This window comes from Paraburkholderia sp. J67 (assembly GCF_905220265.1).
Lineage (GTDB): Bacteria > Pseudomonadota > Gammaproteobacteria > Burkholderiales > Burkholderiaceae > Paraburkholderia.
Genome location: NZ_CAJMZK010000016.1, coordinates 65021 through 83357 on the forward strand (window position 1 = coordinate 65021; position 18337 = coordinate 83357).

The 18337-nt window shown below is 64.8% G+C and carries 22 protein-coding genes; 17 read left to right on the top strand and 5 right to left on the bottom strand.

Translation table 11 applies throughout. The features are described 5' to 3' along the window. The first annotated feature begins 485 nt into the window (after positions 1–485). From U5782_RS25425 to U5782_RS25445, 5 genes are all read left to right on the top strand, one after another. Entirely contained in the window at positions 486–1784 is a 1299-nt protein-coding gene (locus tag U5782_RS25425; protein WP_322046657.1) for a gallate dioxygenase, read from the top strand. A gap of 66 nt (positions 1785–1850) precedes the next feature. Beyond that, positions 1851–2876, top strand: coding sequence for an amidohydrolase family protein (locus tag U5782_RS25430; protein ID WP_322046658.1), 1026 nt, complete (start codon positions 1851–1853; stop codon positions 2874–2876). 2 nt (positions 2877–2878) lie between these two features. Further along, positions 2879–3562: a 4-carboxy-4-hydroxy-2-oxoadipate aldolase/oxaloacetate decarboxylase gene (ligK, locus tag U5782_RS25435; RefSeq protein WP_322046659.1), complete on the top strand. Its 684-nt coding sequence runs from the start codon at positions 2879–2881 to the stop codon at positions 3560–3562. Between the two features lie 8 nt (positions 3563–3570). Continuing rightward, positions 3571–4275 (top strand): substrate-binding domain-containing protein, encoded by a 705-nt coding sequence (locus tag U5782_RS25440; RefSeq protein WP_322046660.1) that lies wholly within the window; start codon positions 3571–3573, stop codon positions 4273–4275. A gap of 343 nt (positions 4276–4618) precedes the next feature. After that, complete coding sequence (locus U5782_RS25445; RefSeq protein WP_322046661.1) at positions 4619–4876, top strand: DUF4148 domain-containing protein; 258 nt, start codon at positions 4619–4621, stop codon at positions 4874–4876. A 172-nt stretch (positions 4877–5048) separates the two neighbouring features. Here U5782_RS25445 and U5782_RS25450 read toward each other — a convergent pair whose 3' ends face one another. The 3 genes from U5782_RS25450 to U5782_RS25460 all read right to left on the bottom strand — a co-directional run bounded on the left by U5782_RS25450 (position 5049) and on the right by U5782_RS25460 (position 5943). Beyond that, positions 5049–5423: a hypothetical protein gene (locus U5782_RS25450; protein ID WP_322046662.1), complete on the bottom strand. Its 375-nt coding sequence runs from the start codon at positions 5421–5423 to the stop codon at positions 5049–5051. A gap of 98 nt (positions 5424–5521) precedes the next feature. After that, a complete protein-coding gene (locus tag U5782_RS25455) occupies positions 5522–5713 on the bottom strand; it encodes a YqaE/Pmp3 family membrane protein (RefSeq protein ID WP_322046663.1) in 192 nt (63 codons plus the stop codon). A gap of 35 nt (positions 5714–5748) precedes the next feature. Further along, positions 5749–5943 (bottom strand): DUF1653 domain-containing protein, encoded by a 195-nt coding sequence (locus U5782_RS25460; protein WP_205985369.1) that lies wholly within the window; start codon positions 5941–5943, stop codon positions 5749–5751. Positions 5944–6202: 259 nt separating this feature from the next. On the opposite strand from U5782_RS25460, the gene U5782_RS25465 reads away from it, so the two are divergent. After that, positions 6203–6418: a hypothetical protein gene (locus U5782_RS25465; RefSeq protein ID WP_322046664.1), complete on the top strand. Its 216-nt coding sequence runs from the start codon at positions 6203–6205 to the stop codon at positions 6416–6418. 10 nt (positions 6419–6428) lie between these two features. On the opposite strand, the gene U5782_RS25470 is transcribed toward U5782_RS25465, so the two are convergent. Further along, complete coding sequence (locus tag U5782_RS25470) at positions 6429–7175, bottom strand: GntR family transcriptional regulator (protein ID WP_322046665.1); 747 nt, start codon at positions 7173–7175, stop codon at positions 6429–6431. Between the two features lie 172 nt (positions 7176–7347). Here U5782_RS25470 and U5782_RS25475 point away from each other — a divergent pair, with 172 nt between their 5' ends. From U5782_RS25475 to U5782_RS25505, 7 genes are all read left to right on the top strand, one after another. After that, entirely contained in the window at positions 7348–8610 is a 1263-nt protein-coding gene (locus U5782_RS25475; protein WP_322046666.1) for a cyanate transporter, read from the top strand. A gap of 264 nt (positions 8611–8874) precedes the next feature. Then, positions 8875–9339 carry a hypothetical protein gene (locus U5782_RS25480; RefSeq protein ID WP_322046667.1) on the top strand — a complete coding sequence of 155 codons (465 nt, stop codon included), beginning with the start codon at positions 8875–8877 and terminating at the stop codon, positions 9337–9339. A gap of 406 nt (positions 9340–9745) precedes the next feature. Next, positions 9746–10408, top strand: coding sequence for an NAD(P)H-dependent oxidoreductase (locus tag U5782_RS25485; protein ID WP_322046668.1), 663 nt, complete (start codon positions 9746–9748; stop codon positions 10406–10408). A gap of 452 nt (positions 10409–10860) precedes the next feature. After that, positions 10861–11133 carry a transcriptional regulator gene (locus U5782_RS25490; RefSeq protein WP_322046669.1) on the top strand — a complete coding sequence of 91 codons (273 nt, stop codon included), beginning with the start codon at positions 10861–10863 and terminating at the stop codon, positions 11131–11133. Between the two features lie 74 nt (positions 11134–11207). Beyond that, entirely contained in the window at positions 11208–12128 is a 921-nt protein-coding gene (locus U5782_RS25495) for a ferritin-like domain-containing protein (protein WP_322046670.1), read from the top strand. 47 nt (positions 12129–12175) lie between these two features. Beyond that, positions 12176–13630, top strand: coding sequence for an indoleacetamide hydrolase (iaaH, locus tag U5782_RS25500; protein ID WP_322046671.1), 1455 nt, complete (start codon positions 12176–12178; stop codon positions 13628–13630). Between the two features lie 53 nt (positions 13631–13683). Next, positions 13684–14487, top strand: coding sequence for a transporter substrate-binding domain-containing protein (locus tag U5782_RS25505; RefSeq protein WP_322046672.1), 804 nt, complete (start codon positions 13684–13686; stop codon positions 14485–14487). 227 nt (positions 14488–14714) lie between these two features. Here the strand turns inward: U5782_RS25505 and U5782_RS25510 are convergent, their stop codons facing one another. Further along, positions 14715–15032, bottom strand: coding sequence for a hypothetical protein (locus U5782_RS25510; protein ID WP_322046673.1), 318 nt, complete (start codon positions 15030–15032; stop codon positions 14715–14717). A gap of 78 nt (positions 15033–15110) precedes the next feature. Between U5782_RS25510 and U5782_RS25515 the strand changes: the two genes are divergently transcribed. The 4 genes from U5782_RS25515 (at position 15111) to U5782_RS25530 (ending at position 18312) form a co-directional block, all read left to right on the top strand. After that, a complete protein-coding gene (locus U5782_RS25515; RefSeq protein WP_322046674.1) occupies positions 15111–15743 on the top strand; it encodes a LysE family translocator in 633 nt (210 codons plus the stop codon). Positions 15744–15908: 165 nt separating this feature from the next. Next, on the top strand, positions 15909–16175 hold the full coding sequence (locus tag U5782_RS25520) for a FeoA family protein (RefSeq protein WP_322046675.1): 267 nt from the start codon (positions 15909–15911) through the stop codon (positions 16173–16175). Further along, a complete protein-coding gene (feoB, locus tag U5782_RS25525) occupies positions 16172–18025 on the top strand; it encodes a ferrous iron transporter B (protein ID WP_322046676.1) in 1854 nt (617 codons plus the stop codon). The genes U5782_RS25520 and feoB overlap by 4 nt, the downstream gene beginning before the upstream one ends. Then, positions 18022–18312 (top strand): DUF6587 family protein, encoded by a 291-nt coding sequence (locus U5782_RS25530; protein WP_322046677.1) that lies wholly within the window; start codon positions 18022–18024, stop codon positions 18310–18312. The genes feoB and U5782_RS25530 overlap by 4 nt, the downstream gene beginning before the upstream one ends. Positions 18313–18337 lie beyond the last annotated feature (25 nt).

Sequence of the window (18337 nt, forward strand, 5' to 3'; positions counted from 1 at the left end):
GGGGGCCTGTCGGCCTGAGCTATCCTGGCGACAGACAGATTGCGAGCTTCGCCTGTTTGAGACCGCCGTCAAGCTCACCCGCCCCCTCTGTCATGGCCCTTTGGTAACGTCAACCGGCCTCGCGACCGCCGGGGTTATTCCCGGACTCGATAGCGATCGTTCCCCCTCGAACGAGTGGCTCGCACCATGCGCAGCCAGCCAGCATTTTTCCAATAGTATTAACAACCGTGATGCGTCCACGGGCTCAATGCTTTCGACTGAATTCATTATCGAATCTAGTTATTGCATGGAGCAAGCATTCGACACGTTCACGGCCTTTTACGACGGCCCGTCGTGCTTCCTGACCTTACCAATCCTTTGAGTTTCCCGCCAGGGAAGCCGGGTTGACACCGGCCAGCCAGGTGTTATCTCATGCGCTTATCCAACGCGCGGCGGCTTGCAACAAGCCCCCAGACGCTGCAACGTATGTCACCTGACTTCAAGCCATGGCAAAAATCATCGGCGGACTGGCCGCTTCTCATACCCCGACAATTGGTTTCGCGTTTGACAAGAACAAGCACGATGACCCCGTCTGGGCACCCATCTTCGAGAATTTCGCACCGTTGGCGGACTGGATCGCTGAAAAGCGCCCGGACGTCCTGCTGACGATCTACAACGATCACGTCACGTCGTTCTTCTTCGACCACTACTCCGCGTTTGCGCTGGGCGTGGGCGAGCAATGGAAAGTCGCCGATGAAGGCGGTGGCGCGCGCGATCTGCCTGCGATCGAAGGTCACCCGGAATTCGCAGCGCACGTCGGCAAGTCGTTGATGAGCGACGAATTCGACATGTCGTTCTTCCAGAACAAGTCGCTCGACCACGGTTGCTTCTCGCCGCTGTCGATGCTGTGCCCGCACAAGCCCGCGTGGCCGGTCAAGCTCGTGCCGCTGCAAATGGGCGTCCTGCAATTGCCGGTGCCCAGCGCGCGACGCTTTTACAAGCTCGGACAGGCCCTGCGACGCGCCATTGAAAGCTATCCGGAAGACCTCAAGGTGGCGATCGTCGCGACGGGCGGACTCTCGCACCAGGTGCATGGCGAGCGCTCAGGCTTCAACAACACCGCCTGGGACCAGCGCTTCCTCGACCTGTTCGAGCGCGACCCCGAGCAACTCGCGGACATGACCCTCGCCGAATATGCGGAACTGGGCGGTTATGAAGGCGCGGAAGTCATCATGTGGCTCACGATGCGCGGCGCGCTCTCGTCGAACGTGGTGTGCAAGCATCGCAGCTATTACCTGCCCTCGATGGCCGGCATTGCCACCGCGATCTACGAAGGCGAGGACGAGACCCACCCCGCCGTCATCGAGCGTCATCGCGAGAAGATGGCCGTTCAACTGAAGAACGCCGAAAACCTCGAAGGCACCTATCCGTTCTCGATCGAGACGGCCGTGCGCGCGTACCGTATCAACGAGTACCTGCATCGCATGGTCGAGCCCGAGCATCGCGAAGCGTTCAAGCGCGACGAAGAAGCCAGCTTCGAAGCCGCTGCGCTCAGCGAGCAGGAACGCGACCTGATCCGCCGACGCGACTGGCGCGGCCTGCTCCACTACGGCGTCATCTTCTTCATGCTCGAAAAGCTCGGCGCGGTCACGGGCGTATCGAACCTGCACATCTATGCCGCCATGCGTGGCGAGACGCTGGAAGCGTTCCAGAAAACCCGCAATGCGCCCGGCGCGCTTTATTCGGTTGCAGGCAAAGAAGGTCAAAGCCTTGCGTGGGACAAGCCCGGCTCGCCCACGAAATAAGCCAGGCCTCGACGCGCAGCCACCCCACCGGTCTGCGCGGACCTCGAATTCACAGAGACAGTCACGATGATTATCGACATCCACGGTCACTACACGACCGCACCGAAAGCGCTGGAAGCCTGGCGCAACCGCCAGATCGCGGGCATCAACAGCCCCTCGGAAATGCCTCTCGCATCCGAACTTCATATCGGCGACGATGAGTTGCGCGAGTCGATCGAGAACAACCAGCTTCGTCTGATGCGCGAACGTGGCCTCGATCTGACGATTTTCAGCCCGCGCGCAAGCTTCATGGCGCATCACATCGGCGACTTCGAAGTCTCCAGCACGTGGGCCGCCATCTGCAACGAGCTGTGCTTTCGCGTCAGCCAACTGTTCCCGGACCACTTCATTCCGGCCGCGATGCTGCCGCAAAGCCCCGGCGTCGATATCAAGACCTGTATTCCGGAACTGGTCAAATGCGTCGAGCAGTACGGCAACGTCGCGGTCAACCTGAACCCGGATCCGTCGGGCGGTCACTGGACCAGCCCGCCGCTCTCGGACAAGTACTGGTACCCCATCTACGAAAAGATGGTCGAGTACGACATTCCGGCGATGATCCACGTGAGCACGAGCTGCAACGCGTGCTTCCACACCACGGGCGCGCACTATCTGAACGCCGATACGACCGCGTTCATGCAGTGCCTGACCTCCGACCTGTTCCAGGACTTCCCGACGCTACGCTTCGTGATCCCGCACGGCGGTGGCGCAGCGCCCTATCACTGGGGACGCTTCCGTGGTCTTGCTCAAGAAATGAAGAAGCCGTTGCTCAAGGACCATCTCCTGAACAACGTGTTCTTCGATACCTGCGTCTATCACCAGCCCGGCATCGACCTGCTGACGCGCGTGATTCCGGTCGACAACATTCTCTTCGCCAGTGAAATGATTGGCGCGGTGCGCGGCATCGACCCGGAAACGGGCCATAACTACGACGACACGAAGCGCTATATCGACGCAGCGGCCATCGATGCTGAGGATCGCTACAAAATTTTCGAAGGCAACGCGCGACGCGTGTATCCGCGCCTCGACGCTGCACTCAAAGCGAAGGGAGTTTGAACATGTACGAAATGGGCGTGGTTTACCGCAACATCAAGCGCGCGGACAAGGATGTCGCCAGCAAACTGGGCGCGCTGGGTTCCGCCACGGTTCACGAAGCGATGGGACGCACGGGTCTGCTCAAGCCGTATATGCGCCCGATCTATCCGCATGCGCAGGCAAGCGGCACCGCCGTGACCGTGCTGCTTCATCCGGGCGACAACTGGATGATGCATGTCGCCGCCGAACAGATTCAGCCCGGCGACATCGTCGTCGCGGCCATCACGGCGGATTGCACCGATGGCTATTTCGGCGACCTGCTGGCGACGAGCTTCAAGGCACGCGGCGCGACGGGCCTCATCATCGACGCCGGCGTGCGTGACGCACGCGTGCTGGAAGAGATGGGCTTCCCGGTCTGGAGCAAGGCTATTTCCTCGAAGGGCACCATCAAGGCGACCCTCGGATCGGTGAACATCCCGGTTATTTGCGCGGGTGCGCTCGTGACGCCGGGCGATGTCGTCGTCGCCGACTATGACGGTGTGGTGGCCGTGCCCGCCGCCGCCGCGGCAGCGGTGCTCGACAAGGCCATCGCACGCGAAGCGCTCGAAGCCGAGAAGCGCGCCAAGCTCGCTTCCGGCGTACTCGGCCTCGACATGTACAACATGCGCGAGCCGCTGAAGCAAGCGGGCCTGCGTTACGTTGACTGAGACGGCCAATGACGACCGATACTTCGAGCGCTCCGCTCACCGTCATTTCGTCGATGGCCACGCGTCATGTCCTGACGCAGCTCGCCGAGGCCTATGAACGCGAGTCCGGGCAGCGCGTCTCGATCATGTCGATCGGCGGCGTGGACGCCGCACGCCGCGTCCAGGGCGGCGAAGCGTTCGACGTCGTCGTGCTCGCTGCCGATGCGCTGGAGCGGCTGGCTCAGGGCGGCCACGTCGCCGCTGCGAGCCGCGTCGATGTGGCGCGCTCGCACGTGGCGGTCGCCATCAAGCAGGGCGAGCCGCGTTGCGACATCCGTTCCGAGTCGGCTGTGCGCGACGCCGTCCTGCGCGCTCGCACGATCGGCTATTCGACCGGACCGAGCGGCACGCATATCCTGGGGTTGATCCGTCGCTGGGAGCTTGCCGACGCCGTCGCGTCCCGCAGCGTCGAAGCCCCGCCTGGCGTGCCGGTCGGCAGGCTGGTGGCGGAGGGGAAAGTCGAACTCGGGTTCCAGCAGTTGAGCGAACTGGTTCATGAGCCAGGCATCGACGTGATCGGTACGCTTCCTTCGACGATTCAGGCGGTCACGGTCTTTTCCGCGGGCATCTGCGCATCGTCGCGCCAGCAGGACAAAGCCGAAGCGTTCCTCAAGCATCTCACCTCGAAAGCAGCCGACGCGGCAAAAATCGGCAACGGGATGGAGCCGGTTTAAGTCGGCACATTCGCTAACGTTTCACACGGACGGGCCGACGGTCAGCACGATCTTCGACCCCGTCCAGCACGTCATTTTCGTGTTGCCGTGACACACATTCACGGCGGCTCGCCCTCCTCCGCCTTGCCCAGCCCGCCTCTGCGGCGCGCCTGCGTCAAATCGGCTGATACGCCAGCCGCCTCCCACTGAAATAATCAGACGAATACCTCCGGGGATTGTTGTCTCCAGGAGAACACTGAATTCGTTTTCTAGGTATTTACCCTGACCCTCCGAACGCCTACATTGCAGCCATGGGTTACGCCGTCGCGCGAACCCCTCAAAAAAGAAATCGGAGGTAGTTGAAATGAAATCGCTTCTTGGAGCCGCGCTCCTCGCCGTAGTGGTCGCCGTCCCGGCCGTTTCGTACGCACAGTCGCAACAACCCGTCTCGCGCGCTGAAGTTCGCGCTGAACTGGCCCAGTTGCGCGCCGCTGGCTACGACCCGAGCGACTGGATGCATTACCCGGAAAACATTCAGGCTGCCGAGCAAAAGGTCGCCGCCGAAAAGGCCAACACGGCCTACGGCCCGTCGACGGGCAGCACCTCGCAGTCTGGCCAGTAAGCGCACTAGCGTGTGGCGGGCGCAACTGCGCGCCCAGGCCACATAACGCAGCGCCCAATGGAAACAGGCCCGCGACTCGAAAGAGTCGCGGGCCTGTTGGTTTTCTGAAGGCGTCTGAGCGCCAAAGCCTTCCCGAGTGTTCCCTCTAACGGGACGAAAGCGCAAGCCGATGTTATCGGCCGCCCCCGCCTCCGTGGCCACCACCGCCACCACCGTGTCCGCCGCCGCCGTGACCGCCACCACCGCCGCCATGACCACCACCCGGCGGAGCCCACTGCCCGCCCCCGCCATGACCGCCGCCGCCGGGCGGGCCGCCGTAGCCGCCACCGCCGGGCGGCCTGCCGCGATCGCCGCCTTGCCAGTGGTCGCGGCCACCGCCGCCGCCCCAGATGCCGATATTGACGCTGCCATAAGCAGGCGCGACATAACCCGGCGCGTAGCCGTAGTCGTAATACCCGGGCTGGCCGTATCCGTAACCGTATCCCGGCGCCACTGCACACCCTGCGAGCAAGGCGGCGGCGCCGACTATCAGCGCATATTTGAACATGAGGTGCTCTCCTTTCTATATGTAAGAAAGAGAAAGCACTTTTAAGTTCTCTCTGAATTGTGAGCGCAGATTACGGCCGTATACGGTGTGCGCCGAGTCTAGCGACGGCCAAACGCCTCGTCGATCTTGCGGTCGGTCTGATATTGACTCAGCGAGTAGACGGCCCAGATGGCGGCGGGAATCCAGCCAATCAGCGTGATTTGCAGGATCAGGCAGATGATGCCCGCGATCGGACGGCCGATCGTGAAGAAAAGGAGCCAGGGAACGAAAAGCGCGATCAGAAGACGCATCTTGAGCAGGACCTCGTGAACAGGGCAGACAAAAATTAGTTGACGGGCGCGAAGCGCGGGACCAGTGCGCCCTCGAATTCGACCATTTCGAAGAATACGGAAGCCGGCCGCGTCCAGATCGTGCCATTGGCCGCGCGATACACGATCATCGTGACCGTCGGATCCGATTCGAGCGTGGCCTCGCAAACGAGTTCATAAAAGCCGCCCTTGTAGTGCCGATATCGCACCATGATGTTTCCCTCATCGATTACGCAAGACCGTCTTGCATCAGCCGGTAGTGTAACAACGGCACGCGCGCCGTGTTGCGGGCGTCTGCCTGCGCCACGCTGACGCAGACAGACGATCTGGCACGCCCAAGTTACTTTGCAATCCGTATTAATTGCGCATGTTTTACCCGCCGCGACACGCACAGTTATTTTTTTTCGCGCTGGCGCACGGCTTTTTGTCGTGCAATAACTATTGCATTGCAATACTCGCTGGAGCCACGCGATGGCCACGCTCGAAGCTTTCCGCACTGTTCTCGACGATCCGCATACGCCTGAGATCATCCGCAATCACATCATCGATTCGCTGCAATACGCGCTACGCAATCACGGGCAGATTTTTGCTTCGAAAGAAGTCGAATGGCTCGCGACCTGGGACGATGCGCGCATTCCGCTCGCGGCTTCCAAGGAACTGAACAAACGCGTCGCTCAAACGAGCTAGGCACGCACGTTTAGTCCGCCAGCCCGGCGAATACCGCCTTGAGATCTCGTCCCGATCGCAGGCGCGCCTGACGCACGATCCGCTCCTCGATCTCGTCGAGGTGTTCGCGCATGGCCGCGAGCGCCGTCGCCTGCTCGCCGCTCTCCAGCGCCACGATGATCTGCGCGTGTTCGTCCGGCGCGCAAGAGGTCGCTTTCGACGGATCGAACAGCGCCTTGTAAAGCTCCGTTTTCGCGACCAGTTGCGCCAGCGCCGCCACCAGCGCCGCGCCGCCCGCCAGCTCGGTGAGCAGTAAATGGAACTGGCCCGCGAGGCGCACCGCTTCGTCCACGCGGCCGTCGCGCACGGCCTTTTTTTCGCTGCGCACATGCGCGGCGAGCTTGCGGCGCATGCCTGCGTCGAGCAAGCCGCACAGGCTCACGACCACCCCCGCCTCCATCACCTGACGCGCCCGGAAAGCGGCGCGGATGCCCTCCTCCGACGGCGACGGCACGAACGCGCCGCGATTCGGTTCGAGCACGAGCTTGCCTTCGAAGCCCAGCCGCGCCAGCACCTTGCGCAGCGCGCCGCGCGTGCAGCCGAACGCCGCGGCGAGCTCGCGCTCGACCAGTTGCTGGCCTGGTGCGAGCTTGCCTTGCAGCAGCGCCGACTCGATCGCGGCATAGACCTGCGCTTCGACATCGTCATCGTCGCCAGCAACGGTCTGGGATCGTTCGGCGGAGTGAGCGGTTCGGGCGGAGCGAGTCGAAGAAGCCATGAAGCGATGCGCGTGGAAAAGGTCAGCCGGCATTGTAACGACGCCTTCGCGTGCACGTCATTCACCGTGCGCCGGTATTGGCCGCTATACCCGGCATAGCGTCTCGTCGTCCATATTGTTGACAATATATCTGTACAATGGTCAACCAAAATAGCTTTGAAAGGTTGACCGAATGACTGCTCCATCCGACCCCGCACGTTCGGCGACACCAGGCGCCAGCGCGCTCGTCTGGTACGCCACCATCGTCGCCATTGGACTCAATCTGCGGCCGCTGCTCACGTCGATCAGCCCGCTCATGACGACCATCCGCGCGGAAACGGGGCTGTCGTTTTATGGCGCGTCGCTGCTCACCAGCCTGCCCGTGGTCGCGATGGGGCTGGGCGCGTTCGGCACCGGTTTGCTCGCGCGGCGGCTGGGCGAAACGCGCGGCGTGGCGCTCGGCCTCGTGGCGATTGCGGCGGCCTGCGGCGCGCGCGCGTTCGCCTCGACAGGCGGCGCGCTCATGCTGACCGCGACTGCGGCGGGCGCAGGCGTGGCCGCCATCCAGGCACTGCTGCCCGCCGTGATGAAGCAACGTTTCGCGCAGCGCGTGCCGCTGGCGATGGGGCTGTTTTCGGCGTCGATCATGGGCGGCGGTGGGCTAGGCGCGAGCCTCAGCCCGCTCGCGGCTCGCCTGGGCGGCTCGTGGCATGTGGCGCTGGCCGTCTGGGCCATGCCCGCGCTGGCCGCACTCGCGCTCTGGAGCTGGCTCAACGCCGCCAAACGGTCGGCGGGGCAAGCGGCAACGAACGGCGTTGCGGCCCAGTCGGGCGGCCATGCGGCCACGGTGCCGGTCTGGAAGAAGCGCCGCGCGTGGACGCTCGGCCTGCACTTCGGCCTCGTCAATGGCGGCTATACGAGTCTCGTCGCATGGCTGCCCGCCTACTACCAGCAGCACGGCGCGAGCGTCGCGGCGAGCGGCTCGCTGCTGGCCGCCATGACCGTCTTCCAGGCCGCCTGCGCGCTGTTGCTGCCGCTGGCGGCCGCACGCTTCACCGACCGCCGGCCTTGGCTTATCGCCGGGCTTTGCCTGCAATGGATCGGCGTAGTGGGCCTCGCGGCCTGGCCCGAGGCCGCGCCGCTGCTGTGGGTCGCCGCCGCGGGCGCGGGACTGGGCGGCACCTTCTCCGTGACGCTGGTGACCGCGCTCGATCATTCGGGCGACCATCGAATCGCGGCGCGGCTCGTCGCGTTCGTGCAGGGACTCGGCTTCGTGATCGCCGCGCTCGCGCCGATCGTGGCCGGGCGCGTGCGCGATCTCACGGGCGGATTCACCGGCGCATGGATCATGCTGGCCGTTTCCATTTCTGCCATGATCGCGCTCACCCTGGCCTTTTCGCCGCGCAGCTACGGCCGCTGGCTCGGCCTGCACGGCGGCCCGGCGCTCGATGCCTGATTCGTCTGCGGATTCGCTGTCCGCAGCAATGAAGCACGTTTCTCCCGATCACGTCCGCCTCGAATATTGAATCGCCGCGTGCGCGCAACACCTCGCGCGCACCGCACCGTCAAACGTTTGCATTCACCGCTGTACGAATGTACAGTGCGTGCAGCCCGGTTGCCGTACCGGGCTTCGCCGCCTTCGGGCGTGCCCCGCCAGTCTTCGCAGCACGCGAAGTCGGCGCGGCAAGGCGGGTCTGTTCATCAAAACGGAGATCACGACGTGCGATTCATCTTGACGGGGACGATGCTGTGCGTCCTCGCATCCACCGCGTTCGCTGGGGAACATTACATCGAGATCTGGAATCCGCCCGAGGCGCGTTCGCCGGAGGCACGTACGCCCGAAGCGCGTATGCCCGGCGGCCATTCGGCCTCGCCCGACAAAAAAGCCCACGCGCACCACGGCACGAAGAAGAAGCTCGCCAGCGTGGAGCGGCCGGACACCCGCAAGATTGCCGAGCCCGCGATGCGTGCGCCAGCGCCCACCGTGCCGATGCTGCCCAACGGCGCCACCGGCCAGGGCGTTCCTGGCGGCACGAAATCCAGGGGCGACCGTCTGCCGGAAATTCCGCCGCAGATCGGCCCGGACGGCAATGTGCTGCAGGTCAGCTATACGGTCCCGGCGCACCGCCAGCAAAGCCGGTTGCTGCCCGGCCTGACCACGCTCCCCACCGTCCCCGCGCATTAAATCCCAGGGCTCGCGCACACAGCGCCACCGCCTCCCGCAGCAGAAGATCTCTCCGAAAAAAAGCGGCCCCGCCACCTTGCGGTGCGGGGCCGAACCCATGTCAAGGAGATGCTCATGGAGGAGACGGTTTCATCGTACCGATGGACGCGCACCGTCCCAACCAATCCTTTCAGCTAAACATATGGCGCGGGCCGCGCACAGCCCAATCTGCCTCTCGCGCATATCGTTAGAACAAAAAGTCGTTTCGTCTGCGCCAGCGCGGTCACTAAGATGACACTTCTGGCTTGAAACGCATTCTTTGCGCCGGCCCGCAGCCGGACACGCGTTGCCGCGCGTCCCCGGCAGCCTGCGATGGACGCCATCGCGGCCATCCGACGGGCCCCACCGCTTACCCGAGGAGCACCCCTTGAGCATTTCCGATTCCAGACACCGCCCGCTCGTCGTCGGCATCGGCGGCACGACGCGCGAAGCGTCCTCCACCGAACGCGCGCTCGCTTTCGCGCTGCGCGGCGCGGAGCAGGCCGGCGCACGCACGCAACTGTTCGGCGGCACCTTCCTGCATAGCCTGCCGCACTACGCGCCCGAAGCCGCGACGCGCACCGACGCCCAGCTCGAACTGATCGAAGCCGTGCGCGCCGCCGACGCCGTGATCATCGCGACGCCCGGCTATCACGGCGGCGTCTCCGGCCTCGTGAAGAACGCACTCGACACGCTCGAAGAACTGCGCGCCGACGAACGCCCCTACCTCGACGGCCGCGCAGTGGGCTGCATCGTGACCGCCTATGGCTGGCAGGCCGCCGGCTCCGTGCTGACCTCGCTGCGCTCGATCGTGCACGCGCTGCGCGGCTGGCCGACGCCGTTCGGCGCGGGCATCAACACGCTCGAAACGCGCTTCGAAAGCGCACATCAATGCTCGGATGCGAAAGTCGTCGATCAGTTGTCGACGGTCGGCCAGCAGGCCGCGCAGTTCGCTCTCGCATTCAACACGCAGCGCGTGGCGCAACCGGCTCGCACGATCGCAGGCACTGCTGCTGCGCGCAATGAGGACCGCCTGAGCGTCGCGGTCTGAAGCACCGCGCCACCCAGCCGAGCGAGGCCCATCAGGCGAGGCGCCAGCGCGCCTCGCCTCGCTGCACCCACATCCTTTTGCCGCGGGCGCTCATATCGCGCACTTCACGCCCCGTCGCCGCGGCCGCCCCCTGATCGAACGCTTCGCCTTGCGCGCGCTGCCGCACAGAGGCGCACGCCTTGCGTCGGCCATCCCACAGACACCACGGGCTACACGAGCCAAATTGGTACCGTGCACGCCACCTCGCCTCATCGCGATCATTCTGCTGACCGTTCCCGTCCGCCCGTGATTTGCTTGCGACGAAAGATTGGTTCCCCCCGCGCGCGGCAGCCCCTACGCTGAAGTCCTCAATGGCTGTTCGGACAACGCACAGGCGCGCCGGCCGCGCGCGGGACGAGGCACATATGCGCAATTCGCACACGAGCAGGACGCAGCAGCAGGAGCTGGAAGCCATGACCGCACCCATCCGCTACAAAGGCTACGAAGTCGCGCCAAGCGCGCAGCAATTGCCGAACGGGCTCTACGCCGCGAACCTGACGATCGGCACGCTGGCAGCCGCGCCTTCGGGTACGCCCGGCGCCCAACCCGCCAGCGCACGCAGCAGCAATCGCCAGACGATCGTTTCGTTCGACGCACTGGATTATTTCTTCGACGAGCGTCACGCGCTCGCCTACGCGTGCCGCTGGGCCCGCATGTGGATCGACGAGCAACGCCGCTGCGCATGACTGCCCGCGTGCAAGCGGCTTTCCTTACGGTTATGACAGAATAGGAGTCACATCACCGTCATATTCCCTGCTCCATGTCCGACACCCTGACGCCAATCGACGAAGGCGAGGCTGCTCTCGCCGCCCAGGACGCCGCGCTGCGGCACTGGACTCACGAGACGCCGGGACCCATCAGGATCGGATCGGACGAACATCGCAAGATGTTCAGCCGCATGTTGCTCGACACGCATGATCCGTATCGTCCCGCCGTGCTCGACTGGCCCAGGCTGGAGCCCGACGCGCTACGGCGTCTGACCTCCCTGCCGATCTGGGACATCGCCGTACAAACCGAAGGCCGCGCGTCGATCCGCGTGAAGACCTACGCGAAGACCGTGCGCGATCCGCTGCTGCGCGAAGCCATCGAAATGGACGGCGACGAAGAAGCGCGCCACAAGGTCGTGCTCTCGCATCTCGTGCAGGCCTACGGCATCGAGCTCGCCCCCGAACCCACCTACGCGCCGCCCAAAGACCCCGAGTGGGCCTGGATGTTCACGGGCTACAGCGAATGCATCGACAGCTTCTTCGCATTCGGCCTGTTTCGCTCCGCCCAGCGCTCGGGCTTCTTCCCCGCCGAACTCGTCGAAACCTTCGAACCCGTGATCCAGGAAGAAGCACGCCATATCCTGTTCTTCGTGAACTGGGTGGCGTGGTATCGCAAGAATCTGCCGTGGTGGCGGCGCCCCTGGCACTCGCTGCGCGTGGGCGCGATCTGGATCAAACTGGTGTGGGACCGCATGGCGATCGCGCGCGGCATCGACGCCGACGGCGTCGCTCACGACTCGAACTTTCTGCCCGCCAACCGCGAGGTGCTGGGCGATTCGCTCAAACCGCGTGAGATGATCGAGCTGTGCCTGAAGGAAGATCGCGAGCGCATGAGCGGCTACGATCCTCGCCTGCTGCGCCCGACTGTCGTCCCCGCACTCGCGCGCTTCGCGCTACGCTTCATGAAGCCATAGCGGCTCACACGCGGCACGCCACGGCCGTACGACGACGAGGAGACTGCATGACCTGGACTGTCGACCAGCAGCTGGAACTGACCTCGACGCAAGTCGTCGAGGCGATTCGCGCCGGACGCCTCAAGGCCGCCGATTATGTCGCCACCCTGATCGCGCGCGCGCAGGCGCTCGCCAGGCTCAACGCGCTGACCGTGCTCGACATGGAAGGCGCGCTGGCTGCCGCGCAACGCATCGACGCGCTTGGCGCCGGCGAGCGCGCGCATCTGCCGCTCGCGGGCCTGCCCGTGGTCGTCAAGGACAACATCAATACACGTGGCCTGCAAACTTCGGCGGGCACGCCCGCGCTCGAAGATTTCGTGCCCGCGCGCCACGCGCCCTCGGTACAGCGTCTCGTGGATGCGGGCGCGATCGTGCTCGGCAAGGCGAACATGCACGAGCTGGCCTTCGGCATCACCAGCACCAACCTCGCGCCGCATGCCGGCCCCGTACGCAACCCCTGGGACCCCGAACGGATTCCAGGCGGCTCCTCGGGCGGTACGGCGGCGGCGATCGCCGCGCGCATGGTGCCCGCCGGCCTCGGCACGGATACAGGCGGTTCGACCCGCATTCCCGCCGCGCTATGCGGGATTGTCGGCCTGCGCCCGAGCGTGGGCGACGGCGGCACGCAACGCCGCTACCACGACCCGCAGGCCGTCGTGCCGATCAGCCACACGCGCGACACGGTCGGGCCGATGGGCCGCACCGTCGCCGATGTCGCGCTGCTCGACGGCGTGATCACCGGGCTCGGCCCGCTCTCGCAGGCCGCTGTCACGAATCTGCGCGTGGGCCTGCCCGCGCCGTTCTGGGCCGGCATCGAAGCCGCGAGCGAGGCCGTTTCGCGCGCCGCGCTCGCGAAGCTCGCGGCAGCGGGCGTGACGCTCGTGCCCGTGGAGATGAGCGACATCTTCACGCTCAACGACCGCGTGAGCATGGCCATCGCGCTGCACGAACCTATCGACGATCTCCAGACCTGGCTCACCGCCAATCAGGCCCCGGCGCGCACCGTGGCCGAGGTGGCCGCACGCATCGCCAGCCCGGACGTGCGCGACGCCTACGACGCCATCCTCGCCGACACGCGCGGCGGCGATTACCAGACCGCCATGACGGTATGGCGCCCGCGCCTGCAACAACTCTACGCGCAGACCTTCGCCGCCAGCGGTCTCGACGCGCTGCTGTTCCCGACCACCCGTCTCGCCGCCGTGCAGATCGACGACCTGAATGGCTCGTCGAGCGTCTCGATCGACGGCAGCGCGCCGATCGACGAGCTGGAAGCCTATCTGCGCAACACCGATCCTGCGAGCAATGCGGGAATTCCAGGCCTCGCGCTGCCCGCCGGACTGACCGATACTGGCCTGCCGGTCGGTCTCGAACTCGACGGCCCGACCGGCAGCGACCGACGGCTGCTCGCAATCGGCCTGGCCTTCGAGCAGATTCTCGGCACGCTGCCCGCACCGCCAATCTGACACGCCGCGCATTCACAACGCGGCCCAACACTCAGGCAACAAGGAGACGTGTGATGAAGGTTTCGAAGCTCTTGCTCGCAGGTGCACTGGCAGTATCGACCCTCGGCTTCAGCGCCGTGGCCGCGCATGCCGAAGACCTGCTGGACAGCGTGAAGCAGGCGGGCGTGCTCAAGATCGGTCTGGAAGGCACCTACCCGCCGTTCGACTCGCGCAACAGCGCGGGCGAGCTCGAAGGATTCGACGTCGACGTCGCGAAAGCCGTGGCCGCGAAGCTGGGCGTCAAGCCCGAATTCATCCCGACCGAATGGAGCGGTATTATCGCGGCGTTGCAGGCCAGCAAGTTCGACGTGATCGTCAACCAGGTGACCATCACGCCGCAGCGTCAGCAGGCGCTCGACTTCAGCCAGCCTTATACGTATTCGGCGGCGCAACTGATCCAGCGCGCCGACGACAAACGGCAATTCACCTCGCTCGACCAGTTCAAGGGCGAGCAGAAGATCGGCGTGACGCTCGGCACCAACTATGACCAGATGGCGCGCGCGGTGCCCGGCATCAACGTGCAGACCTATCCCGGCGCGCCCGAGAAACTGCGCGATCTGGCCGCGAAGCGTATCGACGCGACCATCGACGATCGTCTGATGCTGCCGTACATCATCAAGAATTCGCAGTTGCCGCTGCGTCCAGGCGCGGTGCTCAAGGGCGCGAATCAGGAGATGGGCATTCCGTTCCGCAAGGGCAACCCGAAGTTCGAGAAGGCGATCAACGACGCGCTCACGCAGTTGAAACAGGATGGCACGCTCAAGAAGATCTCGATGCACTGGTTCGGCAGCGACGTGACGGTGCCGATCGCACAATAAGCGACAAGCTGGTCACGTTTTCACGGTTCGCCGACAGTGCCAGGAGATGGACTTCCTACAGCACTGTCGGCGCCGCAGAGCGTCTCGAAGGAAGTTCGTCAACGATCGTCAGACCGCCATCCGGCCGGTCAACGCCTGATATTCGCACCCGTTAGCCGATTGTCTGCCCGGCATTCCGCCGCAGACGAACCGGAAAGAAAGGGAAACTCATGCGAATTTCACGCGTTCTATGTGGCGCAGCGCTGCTCACACTCGCTTCGGCGGCCGCGCACGCAGACAACTTTGGCCTGCATGACAATGGCGCGAACGCTCAGTTCACGACCGGCGTGCAGCCCTCCCGCGATGGCCAGCAATGGGATCACCGTGAAGGCGGCAATGGCCAACACGACTCCCAGCACGCGCAGATGCATCGCGACGATCGCCATCAACGCGACCACGCCGAACACTGGCGCGAAGAACGCCACCACGATACCCATGCGCAGGACCATCACGATCCGCATCAGGACAGCGGCTCGGTCTTCGATTCGCGCCGCGCGGAATTTCATAGCTGAACGCGTCGGCGTAGGCGAAAGCGTGTTCGCCGTGTATCGTCGCGAGCACGCTCACCACGGAAACGCAATCCCATGCTCAGCCTCAGCACCTTCGCCCTGTTCTCGGGCGCATGCCTCGCTCTGACACTCACGCCCGGCCCGGACATGTTGCTGATCGCCTCGCGCAGCGTCAGCCAGGGACGCGTGGCCGGCTTCGCCTCGCTTGCCGGGATTCAGGCCGGCACCTATTGCCACGCCACGGCGGCGGCGTTCGGGCTGTCGCAGTTATTCCTCGCGGTGCCCTTCGCGTATGACGTCGTCCGCTTCGCAGGCGCGGCTTATCTGCTCTACCTCGCGTGGAAAAGCTTTCGCCCCAACTCGACCGCAGCCTCCCCTACCGCATCGCCTGAACGAACCCCGGCGTCGCGGATATTTATCCAAGGATTACTAACTAATATCCTGAATCCGAAAATGGCGCTGTTCGTGCTCGCGCTATTTCCGCAATTCGTGCGTCCGCAGGACGGTGCGATCGCCGGGCAGATTCTGGTGCTCGCGACCGTGCTCAATGTCATCGGACTGGCCGTCAACGGCACGGTCATTCTCTGTGCGAGCCGCCTCACGCGGCGTCTCGCGGGGGGCCGTCGTCAGTCGTCGCTGCCACGCTATCTGCTTGGCACCGTATTCGCCGGCCTTGCGTTTCGCCTTGCGCTGGCAAGCCGACAGTAAGCGCGCCACAACTGCGTCAAAACCGCACACATCGCCCGCGCGAATCGCCTGAATTGCGCGCGCCGCACCCGCAGATCAACGTTTTGATGTCCGCTTCGGCCGCATACATGACGCATCGTCGCTACAATGAGAACGGTTCTCATTTCATAAAAGCACGAATCCCCCATGCGGCTAACCGACCTGACCAAGGGCGCTACTGCCTATGTCGAGCGCGTCGAGGACGTCTCAACGCACGACCCCATCGCACAACGCCTGCGTGATCTCGGCTTCGTCTGCGGCGAGCCGGTGCGCGTCGTGGCCCGCGCGCCGTGGAGCGCCGACCCGCTGCTCGTGCAGATCGGCTCCACCCGTTTCGCCCTGCGCCGTGCCGAAGCCGAACGAGTGAGCGTGAGCCTCGACGCCGTCGCTCACACGGCCGGAGGCGCGGCATGAGCCAGGCTCCACTGCGTATCGCCCTCGTCGGCAATCCCAACTGCGGCAAGACCGCGCTTTTCAACCTGCTCACCGGCGCGCGCCAGAAGGTCGCGAACTATGCGGGCGTGACCGTCGAGCGCAAGGAAGGCCGCTTCGCCACACCGGCCGGCCGCAAGATCCAGCTGCTCGATCTGCCCGGCGCCTATAGCTTCGATTCGGCCAGCCCCGACGAACGCGTCACGCACGACGTGCTGATGGGCCGCTATCCCGGCGAGGCCATTCCCGATCTCGTGGTGTGCGTGGCGGACGCAACCAATCTGCGTCTGCATCTGCGCTTCGTGCTCGAAGTCAGGCGCATGGGCCGCCCCGTCGTGCTCGCGCTCAACATGATGGATGCCGCGAAGCGCCGCGGCATCACCGTCGATGTGCCAAAACTCGCACGCGCGCTTGGCATGCCCGTGGTCGAAACGGTGGCCGTGCAGCGCAACGGCGCGCAGTCGCTCCTCGAATTGATCGATCGTGTCGATGCAAACGGCGCGCTCATGGAAGAAGCCAGCGGCACAGCCATCGACGCAAGCGCCGATCTGCACGTCACCGTGCGCCAGATCCTGGCCGATGCCGTGACGATGCCGCGCGCCACCGACGCACGCGACGACGCCATCGACAGCGTCGCGCTGCATCCCGTACTCGGCCCGCTGATTCTCGCGGTAGTGATGTTCCTCGTATTCCAGGCCGTGTATTCGCTCGGCAAGCCGCTGACCGATTCGATCGGCGACGGCTTCGACTGGCTCGGCGGCATCGCGGGCGCGTGGTTGCCCGACGGCCCATTGCGCAGCCTGCTCACCGACGGCCTGCTCACGGGCCTTGGCACCGTGCTGGGTTTTCTGCCCGAAATTCTGGTGCTGTTCTTCTTCATCCTCGTGCTGGAGGAGTCGGGCTATCTGCCGCGCGCGGCCTTCCTCCTCGACCGCATGATGGTGTCGGTCGGCCTCACGGGGCGCTCGTTCATTCCGTTGCTCTCCAGCTTCGCCTGCGCGATTCCAGGCGTGATGGGCACGCGCAGCATCGCAGATCCGCGCGACCGTCTCGCGACCATTCTGGTTGCGCCGCTGATGACCTGTTCCGCGCGCCTGCCTGTGTACGCGCTGCTCATTAGCGCGTTCATTCCGCACCGCATGGTGTTCGGCCTCTTCAATCTGCAAGGTCTCGTGCTGTTCGCGCTTTACGTTGCGGGTATCGTCGGCGCAATGGCGGTGGGCTGGGTCATGAAGCATCTGCGCCGCGACCGCACCGAGCACGCATTACTGATGGAACTACCCTCGTACCGCGTGCCGCGTGCGCGCGACGTGGCGATCGGCCTGTGGGAGCGCTGCACGATCTTCCTCAAGCGCCTGACCGGCATCATCCTCGCGCTGACCGTCATCATGTGGTTCGTCTCGACGTTCCCCTCGCCGCCAGAAGGCGCGACCGGCCCGGCCATCGACTACACGATCGCGGGCTATCTGGGCCGCGCGCTGCAATGGCCGTTCGCGCCGCTCGGTTTCAACTGGCAGATGAGTCTCGCGCTGATTCCGGCCTTCGCCGCGCGCGAAACCGCCGTGGCCGCGCTCGCGACGGTCTACGCCGTGGCGGGCGGCGATAGCGACGTGGCTGCGCTGGGCCACACGCTCGCGCAGAACTTCTCGGTAGCGAGCGCGCTTTCGCTGATGGTGTGGTTCGCCTTCGCGCCTCAGTGCATGTCCACCCTCGCCGTGATCCGCCGCGAGACGCGTTCGTGGCGTGCCGTGGCGGTGTCGTTCGGCTATATGTTCGTGGTCGCGTATGCGGCTTCGTTCATCACGTACCAGATCGCGAGGCACTTCCTGTGAGCGCGAATCTTCTGCTGCAATATGCCGTGATCGCGTTGCTCGTTGCGGCGAGCCTGTGGACCGCGCTGCGCAAGCTCGCACCGAAAACGACTGCACGCATGCAGGCGGCCATCGCGGCGCTGCTGCTGCGCCCGCAGCGCGGTGCATTTGCGCAACGTGTAGGGCGCTGGCTGCAACCCAAAGGCGCTACGGGTGATTGCGGCGATGGCTGTGGCACATGCGGCACCTGCGGGCCGAGCGATGTCCCCGCTGAAAAAACGGTCACGTTCCATCCGCCTCGCCGCTAAGCGCTGAGCAATGGAAAAACGGCCC

Coding starts and splice junctions, on each gene's coding strand:
- U5782_RS25455 (WP_322046663.1), bottom strand. CDS start 5,713: ATGCGTCTTCTGATCGCGCTTTTCGTTCCCTGGCTCCTTTTCTTCACG.
- U5782_RS25520 (WP_322046675.1), top strand. CDS start 15,909: ATGCGGCTAACCGACCTGACCAAGGGCGCTACTGCCTATGTCGAGCGC.
- U5782_RS25445 (WP_322046661.1), top strand. CDS start 4,619: ATGAAATCGCTTCTTGGAGCCGCGCTCCTCGCCGTAGTGGTCGCCGTC.
- U5782_RS25460 (WP_205985369.1), bottom strand. CDS start 5,943: ATGGTGCGATATCGGCACTACAAGGGCGGCTTTTATGAACTCGTTTGC.
- U5782_RS25470 (WP_322046665.1), bottom strand. CDS start 7,175: ATGGCTTCTTCGACTCGCTCCGCCCGAACCGCTCACTCCGCCGAACGA.
- U5782_RS25475 (WP_322046666.1), top strand. CDS start 7,348: ATGACTGCTCCATCCGACCCCGCACGTTCGGCGACACCAGGCGCCAGC.
- U5782_RS25490 (WP_322046669.1), top strand. CDS start 10,861: ATGACCGCACCCATCCGCTACAAAGGCTACGAAGTCGCGCCAAGCGCG.
- U5782_RS25510 (WP_322046673.1), bottom strand. CDS start 15,032: ATGAAATTCCGCGCGGCGCGAATCGAAGACCGAGCCGCTGTCCTGATG.
- U5782_RS25440 (WP_322046660.1), top strand. CDS start 3,571: ATGACGACCGATACTTCGAGCGCTCCGCTCACCGTCATTTCGTCGATG.
- U5782_RS25505 (WP_322046672.1), top strand. CDS start 13,684: ATGAAGGTTTCGAAGCTCTTGCTCGCAGGTGCACTGGCAGTATCGACC.
- U5782_RS25515 (WP_322046674.1), top strand. CDS start 15,111: ATGCTCAGCCTCAGCACCTTCGCCCTGTTCTCGGGCGCATGCCTCGCT.
- U5782_RS25430 (WP_322046658.1), top strand. CDS start 1,851: ATGATTATCGACATCCACGGTCACTACACGACCGCACCGAAAGCGCTG.
- U5782_RS25425 (WP_322046657.1), top strand. CDS start 486: ATGGCAAAAATCATCGGCGGACTGGCCGCTTCTCATACCCCGACAATT.
- feoB (WP_322046676.1), top strand. CDS start 16,172: ATGAGCCAGGCTCCACTGCGTATCGCCCTCGTCGGCAATCCCAACTGC.
- ligK (WP_322046659.1), top strand. CDS start 2,879: ATGTACGAAATGGGCGTGGTTTACCGCAACATCAAGCGCGCGGACAAG.
- U5782_RS25450 (WP_322046662.1), bottom strand. CDS start 5,423: ATGTTCAAATATGCGCTGATAGTCGGCGCCGCCGCCTTGCTCGCAGGG.
- iaaH (WP_322046671.1), top strand. CDS start 12,176: ATGACCTGGACTGTCGACCAGCAGCTGGAACTGACCTCGACGCAAGTC.
- U5782_RS25465 (WP_322046664.1), top strand. CDS start 6,203: ATGGCCACGCTCGAAGCTTTCCGCACTGTTCTCGACGATCCGCATACG.
- U5782_RS25495 (WP_322046670.1), top strand. CDS start 11,208: ATGTCCGACACCCTGACGCCAATCGACGAAGGCGAGGCTGCTCTCGCC.